Annotated in this window: 14 protein-coding genes, 1 tRNA gene and 1 other RNA gene; 7 read left to right on the top strand and 9 right to left on the bottom strand. The window is 72.9% G+C overall.

Annotated features, from left to right (window positions below; genetic code table 11):
- Positions 1-127 precede the first annotated feature (127 nt).
- On the top strand, positions 128-265 hold the full coding sequence (locus NOSIN_RS27355) for a hypothetical protein (protein ID WP_170293705.1): 138 nt from the start codon (positions 128-130) through the stop codon (positions 263-265).
- A gap of 430 nt (positions 266-695) precedes the next feature.
- Complete coding sequence (locus NOSIN_RS22420) at positions 696-1946, top strand: ROK family transcriptional regulator (RefSeq protein ID WP_077693721.1); 1251 nt, start codon at positions 696-698, stop codon at positions 1944-1946.
- Positions 1947-1977: 31 nt separating this feature from the next.
- On the opposite strand, the gene NOSIN_RS22425 is transcribed toward NOSIN_RS22420, so the two are convergent.
- From NOSIN_RS22425 to NOSIN_RS22445, 5 genes are all read right to left on the bottom strand, one after another.
- Positions 1978-2514: a PadR family transcriptional regulator gene (locus NOSIN_RS22425; protein ID WP_077692632.1), complete on the bottom strand. Its 537-nt coding sequence runs from the start codon at positions 2512-2514 to the stop codon at positions 1978-1980.
- Between the two features lie 25 nt (positions 2515-2539).
- The gene (locus NOSIN_RS22430; protein WP_077692633.1) at positions 2540-3394 is read right to left on the bottom strand and encodes a Rieske 2Fe-2S domain-containing protein; all 855 of its coding nucleotides are present in this window, start codon (positions 3392-3394) and stop codon (positions 2540-2542) included.
- A 111-nt stretch (positions 3395-3505) separates the two neighbouring features.
- The gene (locus tag NOSIN_RS22435; RefSeq protein WP_077692634.1) at positions 3506-5515 is read right to left on the bottom strand and encodes an oxidoreductase; all 2010 of its coding nucleotides are present in this window, start codon (positions 5513-5515) and stop codon (positions 3506-3508) included.
- 255 nt (positions 5516-5770) lie between these two features.
- On the bottom strand, positions 5771-6568 hold the full coding sequence (locus NOSIN_RS22440) for an SGNH/GDSL hydrolase family protein (protein WP_077692635.1): 798 nt from the start codon (positions 6566-6568) through the stop codon (positions 5771-5773).
- Between the two features lie 106 nt (positions 6569-6674).
- The gene (locus NOSIN_RS22445) at positions 6675-7157 is read right to left on the bottom strand and encodes an Lrp/AsnC family transcriptional regulator (protein WP_077692636.1); all 483 of its coding nucleotides are present in this window, start codon (positions 7155-7157) and stop codon (positions 6675-6677) included.
- A 101-nt stretch (positions 7158-7258) separates the two neighbouring features.
- On the opposite strand from NOSIN_RS22445, the gene NOSIN_RS22450 reads away from it, so the two are divergent.
- Positions 7259-8188: an SMP-30/gluconolactonase/LRE family protein gene (locus NOSIN_RS22450; protein WP_077692637.1), complete on the top strand. Its 930-nt coding sequence runs from the start codon at positions 7259-7261 to the stop codon at positions 8186-8188.
- 140 nt (positions 8189-8328) lie between these two features.
- On the opposite strand, the gene NOSIN_RS22455 is transcribed toward NOSIN_RS22450, so the two are convergent.
- A tRNA-Ser gene (locus NOSIN_RS22455) sits at positions 8329-8413 on the bottom strand.
- Positions 8414-8515: 102 nt separating this feature from the next.
- Entirely contained in the window at positions 8516-9859 is a 1344-nt protein-coding gene (locus NOSIN_RS22460) for a DUF2252 domain-containing protein (protein ID WP_375539670.1), read from the bottom strand.
- A gap of 165 nt (positions 9860-10024) precedes the next feature.
- Between NOSIN_RS22460 and ffs the strand changes: the two genes are divergently transcribed.
- Together ffs and NOSIN_RS22470 are read left to right on the top strand one after the other, a co-directional pair.
- Positions 10025-10120, top strand: an RNA gene (gene ffs / locus NOSIN_RS22465) — signal recognition particle sRNA small type.
- Between the two features lie 108 nt (positions 10121-10228).
- Complete coding sequence (locus tag NOSIN_RS22470; protein WP_077692639.1) at positions 10229-12397, top strand: DNA polymerase III subunit gamma and tau; 2169 nt, start codon at positions 10229-10231, stop codon at positions 12395-12397.
- Here NOSIN_RS22470 and NOSIN_RS22475 read toward each other — a convergent pair.
- Positions 12394-13077 (bottom strand): TetR/AcrR family transcriptional regulator, encoded by a 684-nt coding sequence (locus NOSIN_RS22475; RefSeq protein WP_077692640.1) that lies wholly within the window; start codon positions 13075-13077, stop codon positions 12394-12396. The two genes, NOSIN_RS22470 and NOSIN_RS22475, sit on opposite strands and share 4 nt — an antisense overlap.
- Positions 13078-13199: 122 nt before the next feature.
- Here NOSIN_RS22475 and NOSIN_RS22480 point away from each other — a divergent pair, with 122 nt between their 5' ends.
- Entirely contained in the window at positions 13200-13415 is a 216-nt protein-coding gene (locus NOSIN_RS22480) for a DUF6243 family protein (protein WP_077693722.1), read from the top strand.
- Positions 13416-13456: 41 nt separating this feature from the next.
- On the opposite strand, the gene NOSIN_RS22485 is transcribed toward NOSIN_RS22480, so the two are convergent.
- Complete coding sequence (locus NOSIN_RS22485; protein WP_077692641.1) at positions 13457-14626, bottom strand: methyltransferase domain-containing protein; 1170 nt, start codon at positions 14624-14626, stop codon at positions 13457-13459.
- A gap of 386 nt (positions 14627-15012) precedes the next feature.
- Here NOSIN_RS22485 and NOSIN_RS22490 point away from each other — a divergent pair, with 386 nt between their 5' ends.
- Entirely contained in the window at positions 15013-15369 is a 357-nt protein-coding gene (locus tag NOSIN_RS22490; RefSeq protein ID WP_077692642.1) for a YbaB/EbfC family nucleoid-associated protein, read from the top strand.
- Positions 15370-15388: the final 19 nt, after the last annotated feature.

Below are 15388 nucleotides of genomic sequence, written 5' to 3' on the forward strand. Positions count from 1 at the left end.
AAAGTAAGTCAACAGTATGGGGCTCCCGGTTGGGTTGGAGGGGGCGACCGCGGGAGCACGGACCGCGCCGAAGAGAGGCGTGCGCCCCTCGAGCACGCCGACGGCCACGGAAGGAAGCCGGTCCCCGATGCAGCTCGGAACCTCTGTCGGCGTGCGCCCGGTGTTCGACCCCCACATGCCCGCCGAGCTGCCCGGCGCCCTGCGCTCGGCGGTCCTGCGCGACGGCGTGGTGACGATCCGGCCCACCGGGAGGGGGAGCAGTTGACCGGGGCGGAGCTGAGCGCCGACGCCTACACCGACCTGAGGGCGCACACCGGCTCCGAGCTGCTCGGCGCCCTGCCCCGCGACCTGGCCGGGGACGCGCGCTGAGCGAGGCCCGTACCCGGACCGGGGGCCGCGTGCGCGCGGCGCGGAGGGCGGTGGACCGGATGGCCGTCGACGCGGGACGCGACACCTGGCACCTCGGGGCCGTGCCCGTCCGGATGATCTTGCTCCTGGTGTCACCGTGGGACGCCGACAGTGCCACCAGGAGCAAGATCACCGCCGGGGGAGCCCCCGCGCCCCGGACGCGGCGTTCCCGGCCCGCCGCGAACCGCGAGTACGCTGGTACGCGCCCTCCGGGGGCACTGTGGCGCGGCACCCGGCGTGCACCGCGGGGCTTCCCCGCGCCACGCCACGGAAGCGGTGGAGGTTGTATGGGCGGGTCGGCACGGTCCATTCCGCACACGACGAGCAGGGCGGCGGTCCTCGACGTCATCCGGGCGGCGGGCACGATCAGCCGGGTCGGGCTGGTCGAGGCGACCGGGTTCACCGGGGGCACGATCTCCACCATCGTCCGCGGGCTGATCGACGACGGCCTGGTCCTGGAGACCGGGCGCGCCGAGTCGACCGGCGGCAAGCCCCGCGTGCTGCTCCGGCTCGACCAGGAGTCCCGCTACGCCGTGGGCGTCCACATCGACCCCATCGGCATCACCTACGCCCTCACCGACCTCACCGGCGCCGTCGTGTCCCGGATGACCCGCGCCGGGGTGCGCGACGAGGCTCCCGCGGAGATCACCGCCCGCATGTCGCAGCAGGTGAACGCGCTCGTGGAGGGCGCCGGCGTGGAGCGCGGCCGGGTGCTCGGTGTGGGCCTGGTGACCCCGACCGGCGGACTCCACCAGCAGCCGTCGCTGCGCCACTGGGCCGACTACTCCGTGGCCGAGGAGCTGGAGGGCGCGATCGGCCTGCCGGTGGTACCGGGCAACGACGCGACCGCCGCCGCCCTCGGCGAGTACTGGTCCGGGGTGGTCGGCGGGTCGTCGATCTTCGCGGCCGTGTACATGGGCACCGGTGTCGGCGCCGGGGTGCTGGTCAACGGCATCCCCTACCAGGGGGCCAGCGGGAACGCCGGGGAGATCGGGCACGTGTGCCTGGACGTGGACGGCCCGCTGTGCTGGTGCGGCGGGAGGGGGTGCGCCGAGGCGGTCGCCGGGCCCGCGGCCGTCGTGGCGGACGCCCGTGCCGACGCGGCCCTGGCCCGCAGCGCCGACCTGACCCGCGAGGGCGGCCGGACCTGGCCCTCGGTGGCCGCGGAGTTCACCGCCGTGGTCCGCGCGGCCCGCCGGGGCGAGCCCACCGCGCGCGCCCTGCTGGACCGCTCCGCCCGCCACCTGGCCGCGGCGGTCCGCACCCTGGCCAACCTGATGGACCTGGACCTGCTGGTGCTGACCGGGCCGAGCCTGGCCGTGGCGGGGTCCGTCTACCTGCCCGCCATCCGGCGGGAGCTGGACCGGGCGTTCTTCGCACGCGCCACCCACCCGGTCGAGGTGCGGCTGTCCACCTCGGCGGCGACCGCTCCCGCCATCGGCGCGGCCACCATGGTCCTCCAGTCCCAGCTGGTGCCGATGCGCCCCGGCCTGCGGCTGCCCGAGAACCTGTCGGAGTCCGGGGCCGCCCGGGGTTGAGGGGCGCGGCCACCAGGCCGGTCCGGCCCGGTCATCGCGAGCCCTCAAGCTCCTCGATGGCGCGGGTCAGCCACGACACCCACCCGGCCTCCACGTCGACGCCGCCGAGCAGCACCAGCCGCTGGACGCGCTCCTGGTCGTTGGCGGGCCCGTCCGGGTAGTCGCGCCGTTCGAAGGCGCGGTACTCCTCCAGCCGGAGCAGGTGCAGGTCGCGGTGCCGGCGCAGCTCCGGCACCAGGCCGCGCACGCCCACCACCCCGGCGGCGCGCAACCGCACGGGCAGCGGGTCCCGGCCGACCCTGGGGTCCTCGCGCACGTCCACCCAGCGCTCAAGCTCCTCCCGGCCCGCGGGCAGCACCTCGTACTCCTTCTTGCGGCCGCGCGTCGGAGCCGCCGCCGGCAGCGCCCGGATCAGCCCCTCCCGCTCCAGCTTTCCCAGCTCCCGGTAGATCTGCTGGTGGGTGGCCGACCAGAAGTACCCGATCGAGCGGTCGAAGCGCCGGGCCAGCTCCAGGCCGGAGGACGGCTTCTCCAGCAGGGCGGTCAGGATGGCGTGGGGCAGGGACATGAGCGCATTCTAGGAACCCCGGCCACTACTCGGGAGCGTGCAGGCGGACCATCACCCGTCCCTCCACGGTCGACGTGTCCATGGTCTCCACCGAGGCGGTCGCGGGCCCGTGCACGACCGTTCCGTCGTCCAGGCGGAACTCGCTGCCGTGCCAGGGGCAGCGCACGCACCCGTCCACCCGCTCGCCTTCCGCGAGGGGAGCGCCCATGTGGGGGCACGTTCCCAGCACCGCGGACACGGAGTCCCCCGTGCGCGCCACGACGACCGGGACGCCGTCCACGTCGCGGCCGTCGATCCCCCCGTCGGTGAAACCGTCCAGCGGACCGAGGTCGTGCCAGCCGTCGGGCACCAGGTCCGCGAGGTAGTCGGCGCTGTTGGCGCCCGCCGCGCGGTAGTAGGCCATGTGCCCGCCCAGGGAGCCGCTGAGGCCGACGACGCCCACCCCGGTCAGGGCCAGGAACCTCCCCCAGCCCTCGCGCCCTCGCGCACGTGCCAGCGAGGAGGCACCGAACAGCAGGGTGCCCACACCGTTGGCCGCCGCGTGCACCACGCCCACACGCTGCTGGCGCTCATGCTGTTGCGACCAGTCCGCCAGGCCGCTCACCACCGCGGGCAGGGTGGTGAGCAGACCGGCGTTGACCAGTGCGTGGGCGCTGCGCCGGTGGTCCCCGGGCAGCATGTCCAGCAGGACCGCCGCCATCCACGTGCCGATGGGCAACTGCACCAGGATCGGATGCGTGGGATGGCCGAGCTGCACACCGTGCAGCGCGTCGCGGACCTTGCCGGCCGGAATGAATCCGGCCAGGCGCTTCAGGCGGGAGACCGCCGGGTCGAGGCGCTCGTCCCGTTCGATCGCGCGGATGTCTTCACCGAATCTCATGCTGAGCGGCTACCCCGTGCGGTCGGGTGTCACTCGTGTGTCACCGGCTTCCGGGAATCCTTGAACCCGGCTTGCCCTTCCCCGGGCGGCCCGGGCCGCCCGGGGAGGCGGTCACAGGGCCGCGGCCAGCCGGGTGCCCTGGTCGATCGCCCGCTTGGCGTCCAGCTCGGCGGCCTCGTCGGCGCCACCGATCAGGTGGGCGCCGCGGCCCGCGGCGGCCAGTTCGTCGGCCAGGTCGCGGCGCGGGTCCTGTCCGGTGCACAGCACGACCGTGTCCACGTCGAGCACGCGCTTCTCCCCGTCGACGGTCAGGTGCAGGCCCTCGTCGTCGATCCGGTCGTAGTCGGCGCCCGCGACCATCTCCACGTCGCGGTGGCGCAGCTCCAGGCGGTGGATCCACCCGGTGGTCTTGCCCAGCCCCGCGCCGACCTTGGTGCTCTTGCGCTGGAGCAGGTGCAGCGTGCGCGGCGGGGCCGGGCGCTCGGGCCTGCCGAGCCCGCCCGCGGACGAGGGGTCGGCGTCCACACCCCACTTGCGGAGGAACTCCTCGGTGCCCTCCTCCCCGCCGCCGTCGGTGAGGAAGGCGGCGACGTCGAAGCCGATACCGCCCGCGCCGACGACGGCCACCCGCTCGCCGACCTCCGCGTCCCCCCGAAGGACGTCGACGTAGCCGACCACCTTGGGGTGGTCCACACCGGGGATCGCGGGCACGCGCGGGGTGACGCCCGTGGCGAGGACGACCTCGTCGTAGCCCTCCAGGTCGGCGGCGCCCACCCAGGCCCCGAGCCGGACGTCCACGCCGTGCTTGCCGAGCTGGACCCGGTAGTAGCGCAGCGTCTCGTCGAACTCCTGCTTGCCCGGCACACGGCGCGCCAGGTTCAACTGTCCGCCGATCTCCTCGGCGGCGTCGAACAGGGTGACCGCGTGCCCGCGCTCGGCGGCGGACACGGAGAAGGCGAGGCCGGCGGGGCCGGCGCCGACGACGGCCACGCTCTTGCGGACACGGGTGGGGGAGAGCACGAGTTCGGTCTCGTGGCAGGCGCGCGGGTTCACCAGGCAGGAGGTGACCTTGAGGCTGAACGTGTGGTCCAGGCAGGCCTGGTTACAGCCGATGCAGGTGTTGATCTCCTCGGGGGTCCCCGCGGCGGCCTTGGCGACGAAGTCCGGGTCGGCCAGGAAGGGGCGGGCCATGGAGACCATGTCCGCGTCGCCCCCGGCCAGGACCGACTCGGCGACCTCGGGGGTGTTGATGCGGTTGACCGCCACGAGCGGGACGGACACCCTGCCCCTGAGCCTGCGGGTCACCCAGCTGTAGGCGCCGCGCGGCACGGACGTGGCGATGGTGGGGACGCGTGCCTCGTGCCAGCCGATACCGGTGTTGATGATGGTCGCCCCGGCCTCCTCGACGGCCTCGGCCAGCCGGACCACCTCGTCGAACGTGGAGCCGCCGGGCACCAGGTCGAGCATGGACAGGCGGTAGACCAGGATGAAGTCGTCGCCGACGCGCTCGCGTACGCGCCGCACGATCTCCACGGGGAAGCGCATGCGGTTCTCGAAGGAGCCGCCCCAGCGGTCCTCGCGCTTGTTGGTGGCGGAGGCGATGAACTGGTTGATCAGGTAGCCCTCGGAGCCCATGACCTCCACACCGTCGTACCCGGCGTGCCCGGCCAGTTCGGCGGCGCGGGCGAAGTCCTCGATGGTCCGCTCGATCTCGTCCTCGGTGAGCGCGCGGGGGGTGAAGGCGCTGATGGGGGCCTTGAGCGCGCTGGGGGCGACCGAGTCCTCACTGAAGGCGTACCGGCCGGTGTGCAGGATCTGCATGGCGATGCGGCCGCCCTCGTGGTGCACGGCGTCGGTGACCACGCGGTGCTCCTCGGCCTCCGCCTCGGTGGTCATCTTCGCCGCGCCCGTGTAGGTGGCGCCCTCGGGGTTGGGGGCGATGCCGCCGGTGACGATGAGGCCGACGCCGCCCCTGGCGCGCTCGGCGTAGAAGGCGGCCATCCGCTCGAAGCCGCCCGGCACCTCCTCCAGGCCGACGTGCATGGAACCCATGAGCACGCGGTTGGGAAGGGTGGTGAAGCCCAGGTCCAGGGGTTCCAGCAGGTGGGGGTACTCGCCCATGTCGTCTCCTCGCGCGGTGCCTCGGGCCGGTGTCCGGCCGACCCGCGATCCATTATGCAACAAGTTGCAAAAAAACGGGGATGGCGGGGGTCACATCTGTGCGCGGGGCGCGGGGCGCTGGAACGGGGGAGCGCGGAAGGCGGGGCACGGGACGTGGGGCCCGGTGGTGCGGAGTCCCGAACGCGGGGCGCTGGGACCGGGGAGAGCTGGGAGCGCGGGCGGCGGGCCGGAACGCCTCCTGGCGGGCGGAGGCCCTCAGGCGTCGCTGGAGCTCTCCTTCGCCTCCACCGGCAGGAGCGCGGGGCGCTTGGGCACGCGGCCGTCACCCGAGGACCGCCCGCGCAGGCGCCGCAGTATCCACGGGCCGAGGAAGGCCCCCAGCCAGCGGACCTCCTCGGCCACCGTGCGCAACGCGCCGGACCGGGGAAGCAGGGGCAGGGGGTCGCTCCACGACTCGTCGGCGCCGGGCAGGGTGAGCGCCGAAGCCAGCGCGCCCGCGATCCTCTCGTGCCCCAGGGGGGTGCAGTGCAGCCGGTCCTGTGCCCACAGGCGCCGGTCGGTGGAGATCTCGTGGGCGGCGACGTCGGCCACCACCACGCCGTGCCTGGCGGCCGCCGCGCGCACGCGCTCGTTGAAGTCCAGCACCCGCGGGAGCAGGGGCTTGGTCAGCGGCGCGACCTTCGCGATGTTGGGGAAGGTCAGGGTCGCCACGCGGGCGCCGGAGGCCGTCAGCTCGGCGAACATCGCCTCCATGTGGCCGACCACCTCGTCGGCGTCGTACCCGGAGCGGATGACGTCGTTGACCCCGGCGAACACGGTGGCCACGTCGGGGCGCATCTCCAGCGCGGGGGCCAGCTGCTCCTCCCGCACCTGTCGGGCGAGCCGGCCCCGGACGGCGAGGTTGGCGTACTCCACCCGCGCGCCAGTGGCGGCGAGGTGGACGGCCAGGCGGTCGGCCCAACCGCGGACCCCGGTGCTGTCGTCGCCGTCACCGACGCCCTCGGTGTGGCTGTCGCCCAGCGCCACGTAACGCAGGTCCCCGTCGAACCGCATGCCCTCTCCTCACCCTCGTGAACACCAGAATGATACTCCGCGAAGTGACTATTCAACTTGGGGAGTAGGGGCGGGGCTCCGGCCGCCGCCGGCGCGCCCGGAGCGGTCAGGGGCGCTCACGCGTGTCCGTCGCGTCCTGCTTCCCGTCCGGCCCCTCCGGAGCGACGGGGCGCTCGAAGAAGGTCTCCAGGACCACCGTCGCCTCCGTGCCCGAGACCCCCTCGACGGCGTACAGGCGCCGCAGGACGTCCTGGAGCCGCTCGGTGGTCGGGGTGCGCACCTTCACCAACAGGGACGCGCTGCCCGCGATGACGTGCGCCTCCTGGATCTCGGGGATGGCCGCCAGGGACTCGGACGTGTCCCCCATCCAGGCCGACGACTCCACCAGGACGAAGGCGAGCACCCCCCTGCCCAGGGCGGCGGGGTCCACCTCCACGGTCGTGCGGCGGATGACGCCGCGCGACCGCAGCTTGCGCACGCGCTCGTGCGCCGCGCCGGCCGAGAGGCCGACGGCCTCGCCCAGCGCCGCGTACGAGCGGGTCGCGTCCTCCTGGAGCAGTGACACGAGCACGCGGTCGGTCTCGTCCATGTGCGCTCTTCCCATAGTGCTTCTCGCTGGAACCATATAGCATCCTGCATTGTTTGCTATATACAGGATGAAATCCTGCCTATCCAGCTTATGGGAGAACGATGTCCTCTGACGACGGTATCTACGAGATCCTGGACGACCGCTTCCGCACGGGCCGCTGCGCCAACGGCGACACCCGGCTGGAACGGCTCCACCAGGGCTGCCGGTGGACGGAGGGCCCGCTCTACCTCCCCGCCTGGCGGCAGGTCGTCTTCAGCGACATCCCCAACGACCGCATGCTGCGCTGGGACGAGCAGACCGGCGCCGTCGGCCTCTTCCGTTCCCCGGCCGGGCACAGCAACGGCAACACCCTCGACCGCGAGGGGCGGCTCGTCACCTGCGAGCAGGGCAACCGGCGCGTCACCCGCACCGAGCACGACGGGACGGTCACCGTCATCGCCGACCGGTTCGGGGGCAGGCGCCTCAACAGCCCCAACGACGCGGTCGTGGGCTCCGACGGCTCGGTCTGGTTCTCCGACCCGGACTTCGGCATCACCAGCGACTACGAGGGCCACCGCGCCGAGAGCGAGATCGGCGCCCGCAACGTCTACCGGGTGGACCCCGTGACCGCCGAGGTCCGTATCGCCGCCGACGGCTTCAGGGGGCCCAACGGACTGGTCCTGTCCGCCGACGGGCGCAGGCTCTACGTCTCCGACACCGTCGCCAACCACATCCGCGTGTTCGGGGTGCGCGAGGACGGAACGCTGACGGACGGCGAGGTCTTCACCGAGGCCGCGGGCGACGGCTCCCGGTTCGACAACATCCGCTTCGACGACGAGGGGCGCCTGTGGGCCGCCGCCATGGACGGCGGAGTGCACTGCTACGCCCCCGACGGCACCCTCATCGGACGGATCCGGGTCCCCGAGACCGTCTCCAACATCGCCTTCGGCGGCCCCAAGAACAACGTCCTGTTCATCACCGCCACGACCAGCCTGTACTCCCTGATGCTGGGGGTGACCGGGGCCCGGCGCGTCCACGCACCCGCCGGCTGAGACACCCCGGGAACGGCGAAGGCCCCGACCGGTGTCCGGTCGGGGCCTTGCGTGTGCCCTGCGGGGCTCTTCGGGGGTTCGGGGGGCGCCCCCCGACAAGCAGCGAGGGCGACCCTGCTCGCAGGGCCGCCCTCGATCGGCGGAGGATAGGGGATTCGAACCCCTGAGGCGTTGCCACCAACACGCTTTCCAAGCGTGCGCCCTAGGCCACTAGGCGAATCCTCCGCTGATAACTCTACATGCCGTCACGGAGTGCTCCGAACGGTTTCCGGCCGCCCCGGCGACCGCCTCCGTCGACCGCCCCGACGGCCTCGGGGCCGCGCCCGGTTACGGGACACGGCTGGACCGCACGCCCCTGATGGCGTTGTTGCGGAAGGCGTCCACGAACAGCGAGTGGTCGGCCCGCGCCTGGGCCGCGTACCGGTGCGCGAACTCCACGCACCGCTGTGTGAACTCCGCCTCGTGGCCGTCGATCGCCTCCATGATCGCCACCTCGGTCTCGACGCCCCCCACGGTGGTGTCCGCGTGCGAGTCGGACACGCAGTGCGCCTTGGCGGTGGCCCGGCCCAGGTAGTCCAGCACCGGGGCGATGTCCGCGGGCTCGGTGAGGTCGTCCCAGTCCAGGTCGTTGGTGTAGGGGGAGACCTCGCTCACCACGAAGCCCACGCCGCCGATCTCGGTGTGGCCGAGCAGCGGGTCGGTGTGCGCCTGAAGGGCACGCTGGGACACGGCGGTGCGGTGCCCGTGGTGCCTGAAGGCCTCCATGATGCCGCGGTCGGTCACCACCCGTGACGGTGCGGCCACGTTGCCCTGCTTCATGGACAGCACGACGTCGTTGTCCCACGCCTCGGACTGGCCCTCGATGAGCAGCGTGTAGGCGGGCAGCCCCGCCGAGCCGATCCCGAAGCCGCCGCTGCCCACCACGTCCTTGACCCCGTAGCTCATCGACGCGAACCGCTGGTCCTCGGGGATGGTCCCCAGGTAGGCGTCGTAGGCGGCCAGGACCGTCTCCCGCTCCTCGTCCCCCAGGCGGCGCGCCCGCGGGCCCTCGCCGAACCGGCGGGTGTACCCCTCACGGGTGGTCATGGACGTCAGCATCGCGGCGCGGCTCTTGAGCCGCGCCTGCTGGAGGACGTCGTGCACCGTGCCGTCGGTGTTGCCCAGCTTGAGGGAGAACTCCGAGTCGCCGCCCTTCGTCGCGAAATCGCGCACCTGGGAGACGTAGGCGTCGACGTAGTGGGGCACGAGCCTGCCGATGTCGTCGTCGGACAGGGCCTTCTGCCACCCCAGCAGGGCGATGCTGGCCACGAACCTGAGCACGTCCCAGGTGAAGTGGCCGATGTAGGCCTCGTCGAAGTCGTTGACGTCGAACACCAGGCGCCCGGTGGAGTCCATGTAGGTGCCGAAGTTCTCCGCGTGCAGGTCGCCCTGGATCCACACCCGCGAGGTGTGGTCGTTGGCCCAGGGGTCGTCCATGGCCGAGACGTCGGTGTAGAAGAGCGCGGCGCTGCCCCGGTAGAAGGCGAACGGGTTGGCCGCCATCTTGCGGAACTTGACGCGGAAGGCGGCCGGGTCGGCGGCCATCAGGTCCGAGAAGGCGTTCTCCAGGGTGTCCACGATGAGGTCGCGGCGGGCCTGGGAGCTGTCGGTGGGTTTCAGGGGGTCGAGCATGCCATCCATGATGTCCGCGAACGCGTGACTTATCCAAACAAGGCGCGTGGTTCGCGCGGGGCGCGCGGCCTGCGACGGAGCGTGTCCGGCCGGGGGGCCGGAGGGGCCGTCCGAATCGGGAGCGGAAGGGTTGCAAGAGCAGTCCGGGTGTCGGATAGACTCGATGCAGACCCCTCGTGCGGCGTCACCCTATGAACCTCCCCAGGGCCGGAAGGCAGCAAGGATAAGTAGGCTCTGGCGGGTGCGCGGGGGGTCCTTTCTCTTTCTCCGGCCCGGTCGAAACCCCTCCCGGTCTGCGCCAACCGGCGCGAGTGTCACCGCTTGCAGGTTGAATGGACACGTGGCAGGGACCAGGGGAGTGATCACACCGTGAGCATCGCGCTGTACCGCAAGTACCGGCCCGCGACGTTCGGCGAGGTGCGCGGACAGGAACACGTGACGGACCCGCTGCGCCAGGCACTGCGCAGCGGACGGATCAACCACGCCTACCTGTTCAGCGGACCGCGCGGCTGCGGCAAGACCACCAGCGCCCGCATCCTGGCCCGCTCCCTCAACTGTGTCGAGGGTCCCACCCCGGACCCGTGCGGCACCTGCGACTCCTGCGTGGCGCTGGCCCCCGACGGCGGCGGCAGCATCGACGTCATGGAGATCGACGCCGCCTCGCACGGCGGTGTGGACGACGCCCGCGAACTGCGCGAGCGCGCCTTCTTCTCGCCGGTCAACTCGCGCTACAAGATCTACATCATCGACGAGGCGCACATGGTGACCCGCGAGGGTTTCAACGCGCTCCTCAAGCTGGTGGAGGAACCCCCGCCGCACCTGAAGTTCGTGTTCGCGACCACCGAGCCCGAGAAGGTCATCGGCACGATCCGCTCGCGGACCCACCACTACCCCTTCCGCCTCATTCCGCCGAGCACCCTCAAGGAGCTCATGGAGGACCTCCTCAAGCAGGAGGGCATCTCCTACGACCCGTCCGCGCTGCCGCTGGTCGTGCGCGCGGGCGCGGGCTCGGCGCGTGACACGCTCTCGGTGCTGGACCAGCTCATCGCCGGCTCGGACGAGGGCGGCATCACCCGAGAGGGCGCCGTCTCCCTGCTGGGCTACACCGACTCCAGCCTGCTCGGCGAGATGGTCGACGCCCTCGGCGCCCGCGACGGCGCGGCCGTGTTCGGCCTGATCGACCGCGTGGTGGAGGGCGGCCACGACCCGCGCCGCTTCACCACGGACCTGCTGGAGCGCTTCCGCGACCTGGTCGTGCTGGCCGCCGTTCCCGACGCCCTGGACAAGGGCCTGATCAACGTCGACCCGGAGGCGGTCGAGCAGATGAAGGGCCAGGCCTCCCGCCTGGGCCCGGCCGAGCTCACCCGCGCCACCGACATCCTCAACCAGGGGCTGACCGAGATGCGCGGGGCCACCGCGCCCCGGCTGCTGCTGGAACTCATGTGCTCGCGGATCCTGCTGCCGGGCACCGACGGCGACCAGGGCGTGGCCCTGCTGGCACGCCTGGAGCAGTTGGAGCGCCGGGTCGCCTCCGGCGCCGTCGCTCCCGCCGCCCAGGTCCAGCCCGCACCCGGGCCCCAGCCGTCCCAGCCGTCCCACTCCCAGCCGCCTCAGCCTCCGCAGTCGCCTCAGCCTCCCCAGCCCTCTCCGGCGGCGGCGCCCGAGCCCGCGCGGGCCGCCGGGGAACCGGCCTCCACGGCACGGCCGGACCCCGCCCCGGCTCCGGCCCCCGCGGAACGGCGCTCCGAGCCCTCGGGCTGGGACGCACCGGCCCGGCAGAGCGCCCCCGGGCGGGGAGAGGCACCTCCGCCGTCCGGCGGCGCACTGGACCTGGGACGGGTACAGGGCGCCTGGGGCCAGATCCTGGAGGCGGTCAAGAACCTTCGCCGGTTCACCTGGATGGTGCTGAGCGGTAGCGACGTCCGCCCGGTCGGGGTGGAGGGCAACACCGTCCTGCTCAGCTTCGCCCGGCCCAACGACGCCAGGGGCTTCGGCAACAGCGGCAGCGACCAGGTGGTCGCCGCCGCGATCCGGCAGGTCCTCGGGGCGGAGGTGCGTGTGGCCGCGGCGGGCGGCGCCACGGCTCCTCCCGCCTCCGCGCGCAGGGCGGAGCCCGCGCGTCCGGCCGAGCCGGCGGGGTGGGACGCGCCCGCTCCCGAACCCGCGCGTCCAGGCGCGCCGGCTGCGGAGCCCGCGTCCGGCACCGCCGGCCCCGGATCGGCGCCCGGCCCCGCCGGCCCGCCGCCGGACCGGATCGTCACCGGACTCCAGGAGCCGCCGCCCGACCCCTACGAGGACGCGGCCGCCTCGCCTCCGCCGGAGTACACCGACTCCGCGGCGCCCTCCTCGCCGACGTCCTCCTCACCGGCGCCCGCACCGCAGCAGCCGCAGCCCCGGGCGCAGAACCCGGCCTCCGGCGGGAAGGCCTCGCAGAGCGCCCCCGTGCCACCGGGCGCCGGTGCCGCGCTCATCGAGTCCGAGCTCGGCGGCCGGGTCATCGAGGAGATCGAGCACGAGGGCCCGAACGCGTCCCTCTAGGATCCGCCGGGCGCGTCCTCGCGCTCCCCGGCGTTCTCCCCGGCGCTTTCCCCGTGCCCCTTCGGCCGCAGGGCGCGCAGCACCGTGTCCACCAGCTCGTCCACGTACTCGTGGGTGAGCGGCGCGGTGCGCAGCAGCCAACGGTGGTGGACCGGCCCGTTGAGCAGCTCCGCGGCCAGCTCCAGGTCGGCGTCCGGATCCACCTCTCCCGCGTCGACGGCCGAGCGCAGCCTGTCCTTGAGCGCCTCCGTGTTCGGGCGGACCAGGCGCTCGTTGACGGCCTCGGCGAGGGCCAGGTCGCTCTGGATCTCCGCGGTGAACGCCCGGGTGGTCCGGTCCATCTCCGGGACGTGGAACTCGTCCACCGTGGCCCGCAGCACCGTCCTCAGGTCCGTGGCCAGGTCGCCGGTGTCGGGCAGCGGATCACCGGCGTTCCCGCCGGTCAGCGCCGTGAACACGTCGAAGGCCACGGCGGCCTTGGAGGGCCACCACCGGTAGATGGTCTGCTTGCCGACCCTGGCCCTGGCCGCGATCGCCTCCATGGTCAGCCTCGCGTAGCCGACCTCGCCCATCAGCTCGGCGGCGGCGTCCAGGATGGCGCGCCGCGAACGCTCGCTGCGGCGGCGGGGGTCGGGGCTGCTGCGGGTCCGGGGCTCTTCCCGTGCGGTGCTCTCTGCCATACCTGCCACGGTAGTGGCTGAGAAATGACGAGACGTATCGTCTTGGTGGGGATATCCTACGGAGGTCAGCATCGATTCCGGCGGGACCTCGCGTGTCCGGCCTGAAGGGAAAGGAGGTCCGCATGGCCAGGAACAGCGACAACCTTCTCGGTATGGGCGGACAACGCGCCACCGTCGCCCGCTCCACGCTCCGCGGGGGCAAGGGCGGCGGAAAGGGCGGGCCCAGCACCGACGCCGTGGAGCGCAGACGGGAACTCCTGCGCAAGCTCCAGGAGAAGAACGCCTCCCGCGGCTCCGAGGGATCCGAGAAGTCAGGAGACGCCGAAGGAACGGCGTGACCGCGCGGCGACGGTCCCCCGCCGGAGGGGGCCGTCGGCGTTCACAGCCTCCAGCTCCGGCCCTCCGGTGAGTCCAGCCACACCCGGTGCACGCCGTCGGCGTCCACCGACAGCCCGAACCGGTCCGGTTCCGGCTCCCCCAGCTTCTCCCACAGCCCCAGGGCCTCCTCGAACTCGTCCCAGATGCTTCTCGGGCCGCCCTGCTCGACCATCCACGAGGTGCCGTAGGGGTACACCCGCACCCACGAGGCGCCCTCCTGGTCGCACACCCACACGCCCGATCCGGTACCGATCCACCTGCGCCGCATCCGCCAGCCCGGCACCATCACCGACAGGGCGAACGCCGACGGGAACGCCATCAGCGGCGCCACCGGATCGGTCTGGGTGAGCCGGTACTCGTCGGGCTGCTGTCCCGCGTCCCGTACCGGCCGCGGCGCGGACCCCGGGGTGCGCAGCGGCACGAACCCCACCCCGCTGTGGAAGCTTCCCCGGGCCGAGCCGTCCCCGGGGCACTCGATCCGCGCGAGGACCCCCGCCCCCTCCAGCAGCCCCCACGGGCAGACCACCATGCCGCCCGGGCGCAGTTGCTCCGTCCACGCGGGCGGCAGCCGCCGCACGCCGCAGGTCGAGACGACGCGGTCGTAGGGCGCGCCGGGCGGATACCCCTCGTACCCGTCGGCCAGGTGGACGGCGGGGGAGTAGCCCTCCGTGCGAAGGGCCTCCCGGGCCGTTATGGCCAGACGGGGGTCGATCTCCAGGGAGGTGACGGCGCTGTCGCCCAGCCGGTGCGCCAGCAGCGCCGTGTTCCAGGCGGTCCCCGTGCCCACCTCCAGCACCCTCTGCCCGTTGGCCAGGTCGGCCAGCTCCAGCAGGCGCGCGAGGACCGTGGGCGCCGAACTGGACGAGGTCGAGGCGTCCTCCCCCCTGCGCCGGGGGTCGGGTTCCCGGGGCGCGGGCGCCTCCCTGCGCTCGGGGACGAAGGGGTCGTCGATCTGGGTGACGATGGCGTTGTCGGCGTAGACGGCCGCGAGCCAGCGCTCGGGATTGCTGTTGGCGTTGAGGGCGGCCCCGTGCGCGGTCAGCGCTCCCGTCCCGGGGATGAACCGGTGGCGGGGCACCGACCGGAACGCGTCGATGAGGGAGGCGTCGGTCAGCGTGCCGTCCGCGACCATCGCCTCGACCAGCGCCGAGTGGCGCTCTCTGGCGGTCAACACGTCCTCAGTCCCCCGTGGCTTTCAGTGGTACCGGTAGCGCCCGAGAGCACTACCGGGACTTTGTGCCCCGCGGGGCACCCTTTCAACCGAGAGTGATGCCGACGGCACCCTTCGCTCTCTTCGCTGGTGGGAGTTCCGTCCGAGTGAGTCGTTCCCACCTCGTGACAGGGGTAGTCCACATATCCCCCAGATCTGGACGAACAGTGAAAGTCCCTCGACTGGAGGTGCCCTCTTTCCCGGATCGGCGTCCGCCGGATCCCGACGGCGGTCCTTCCGGCCGTCCCGCCTCCCGGGTCGCCCGGTACGCTCACAGCAACAGCCACATGACAGCGAGACCCAGCACTGACGAGTGCGGCGAGGAGACGGCCGTGAACCCTGGCGGAATGGACATGCAGGCCCTGCTCCAGCAGGCCCAGCAGATGCAGCAGCAGCTCGTGGAGGCCCAGGAGGCGCTGGAGGAGGCCGAGGTCGAGGGCACCTCCGGCGGAGGCCTGGTCAAGGTCAAGCTGAGCGGGCGCGGGCAGGTCGAGGACATCACCGTCGACGCCCAGGCGATCGACACCGCCGACGCCGAGGAGAGCGCCCAGACCGTCGCGGACCTGGTCCTGGCGGCCATCCGCGACGCCGAGGCGCAGGTGGAGCAGCTCCAGCAGGAGAAGATGGGTCCGCTCGCCGAGGGCCTGGGCGGTGGCGGGATGCCCGGTATGCCCGGTGGAATGCCCGGCATCCCCGGCCTCTAGGGAGTGCCCACGGGGCCCG

Origin of the sequence: Nocardiopsis sinuspersici (assembly GCF_001998325.1) — a bacterium.
GTDB classification, from domain to species: Bacteria; Actinomycetota; Actinomycetes; order Streptosporangiales; family Streptosporangiaceae; genus Nocardiopsis; species Nocardiopsis sinuspersici.

What these genes read in the sequence shown, in the direction of transcription:
- NOSIN_RS22425 (WP_077692632.1), bottom strand. Translation starts at nt 2,514, where the DNA reads ATGTCCCTGCCCCACGCCATCCTGACCGCCCTGCTGGAGAAGCCGTCC.
- NOSIN_RS22490 (WP_077692642.1), top strand. Translation starts at nt 15,013, where the DNA reads ATGGACATGCAGGCCCTGCTCCAGCAGGCCCAGCAGATGCAGCAGCAG.
- NOSIN_RS22450 (WP_077692637.1), top strand. Translation starts at nt 7,259, where the DNA reads ATGTCCTCTGACGACGGTATCTACGAGATCCTGGACGACCGCTTCCGC.
- NOSIN_RS22475 (WP_077692640.1), bottom strand. Translation starts at nt 13,077, where the DNA reads ATGGCAGAGAGCACCGCACGGGAAGAGCCCCGGACCCGCAGCAGCCCC.
- NOSIN_RS22430 (WP_077692633.1), bottom strand. Translation starts at nt 3,394, where the DNA reads ATGAGATTCGGTGAAGACATCCGCGCGATCGAACGGGACGAGCGCCTC.
- NOSIN_RS27355 (WP_170293705.1), top strand. Translation starts at nt 128, where the DNA reads ATGCAGCTCGGAACCTCTGTCGGCGTGCGCCCGGTGTTCGACCCCCAC.
- NOSIN_RS22420 (WP_077693721.1), top strand. Translation starts at nt 696, where the DNA reads ATGGGCGGGTCGGCACGGTCCATTCCGCACACGACGAGCAGGGCGGCG.
- NOSIN_RS22460 (WP_375539670.1), bottom strand. Translation starts at nt 9,859, where the DNA reads ATGCTCGACCCCCTGAAACCCACCGACAGCTCCCAGGCCCGCCGCGAC.
- NOSIN_RS22435 (WP_077692634.1), bottom strand. Translation starts at nt 5,515, where the DNA reads ATGGGCGAGTACCCCCACCTGCTGGAACCCCTGGACCTGGGCTTCACC.
- NOSIN_RS22480 (WP_077693722.1), top strand. Translation starts at nt 13,200, where the DNA reads ATGGCCAGGAACAGCGACAACCTTCTCGGTATGGGCGGACAACGCGCC.
- NOSIN_RS22440 (WP_077692635.1), bottom strand. Translation starts at nt 6,568, where the DNA reads ATGCGGTTCGACGGGGACCTGCGTTACGTGGCGCTGGGCGACAGCCAC.
- NOSIN_RS22445 (WP_077692636.1), bottom strand. Translation starts at nt 7,157, where the DNA reads ATGGACGAGACCGACCGCGTGCTCGTGTCACTGCTCCAGGAGGACGCG.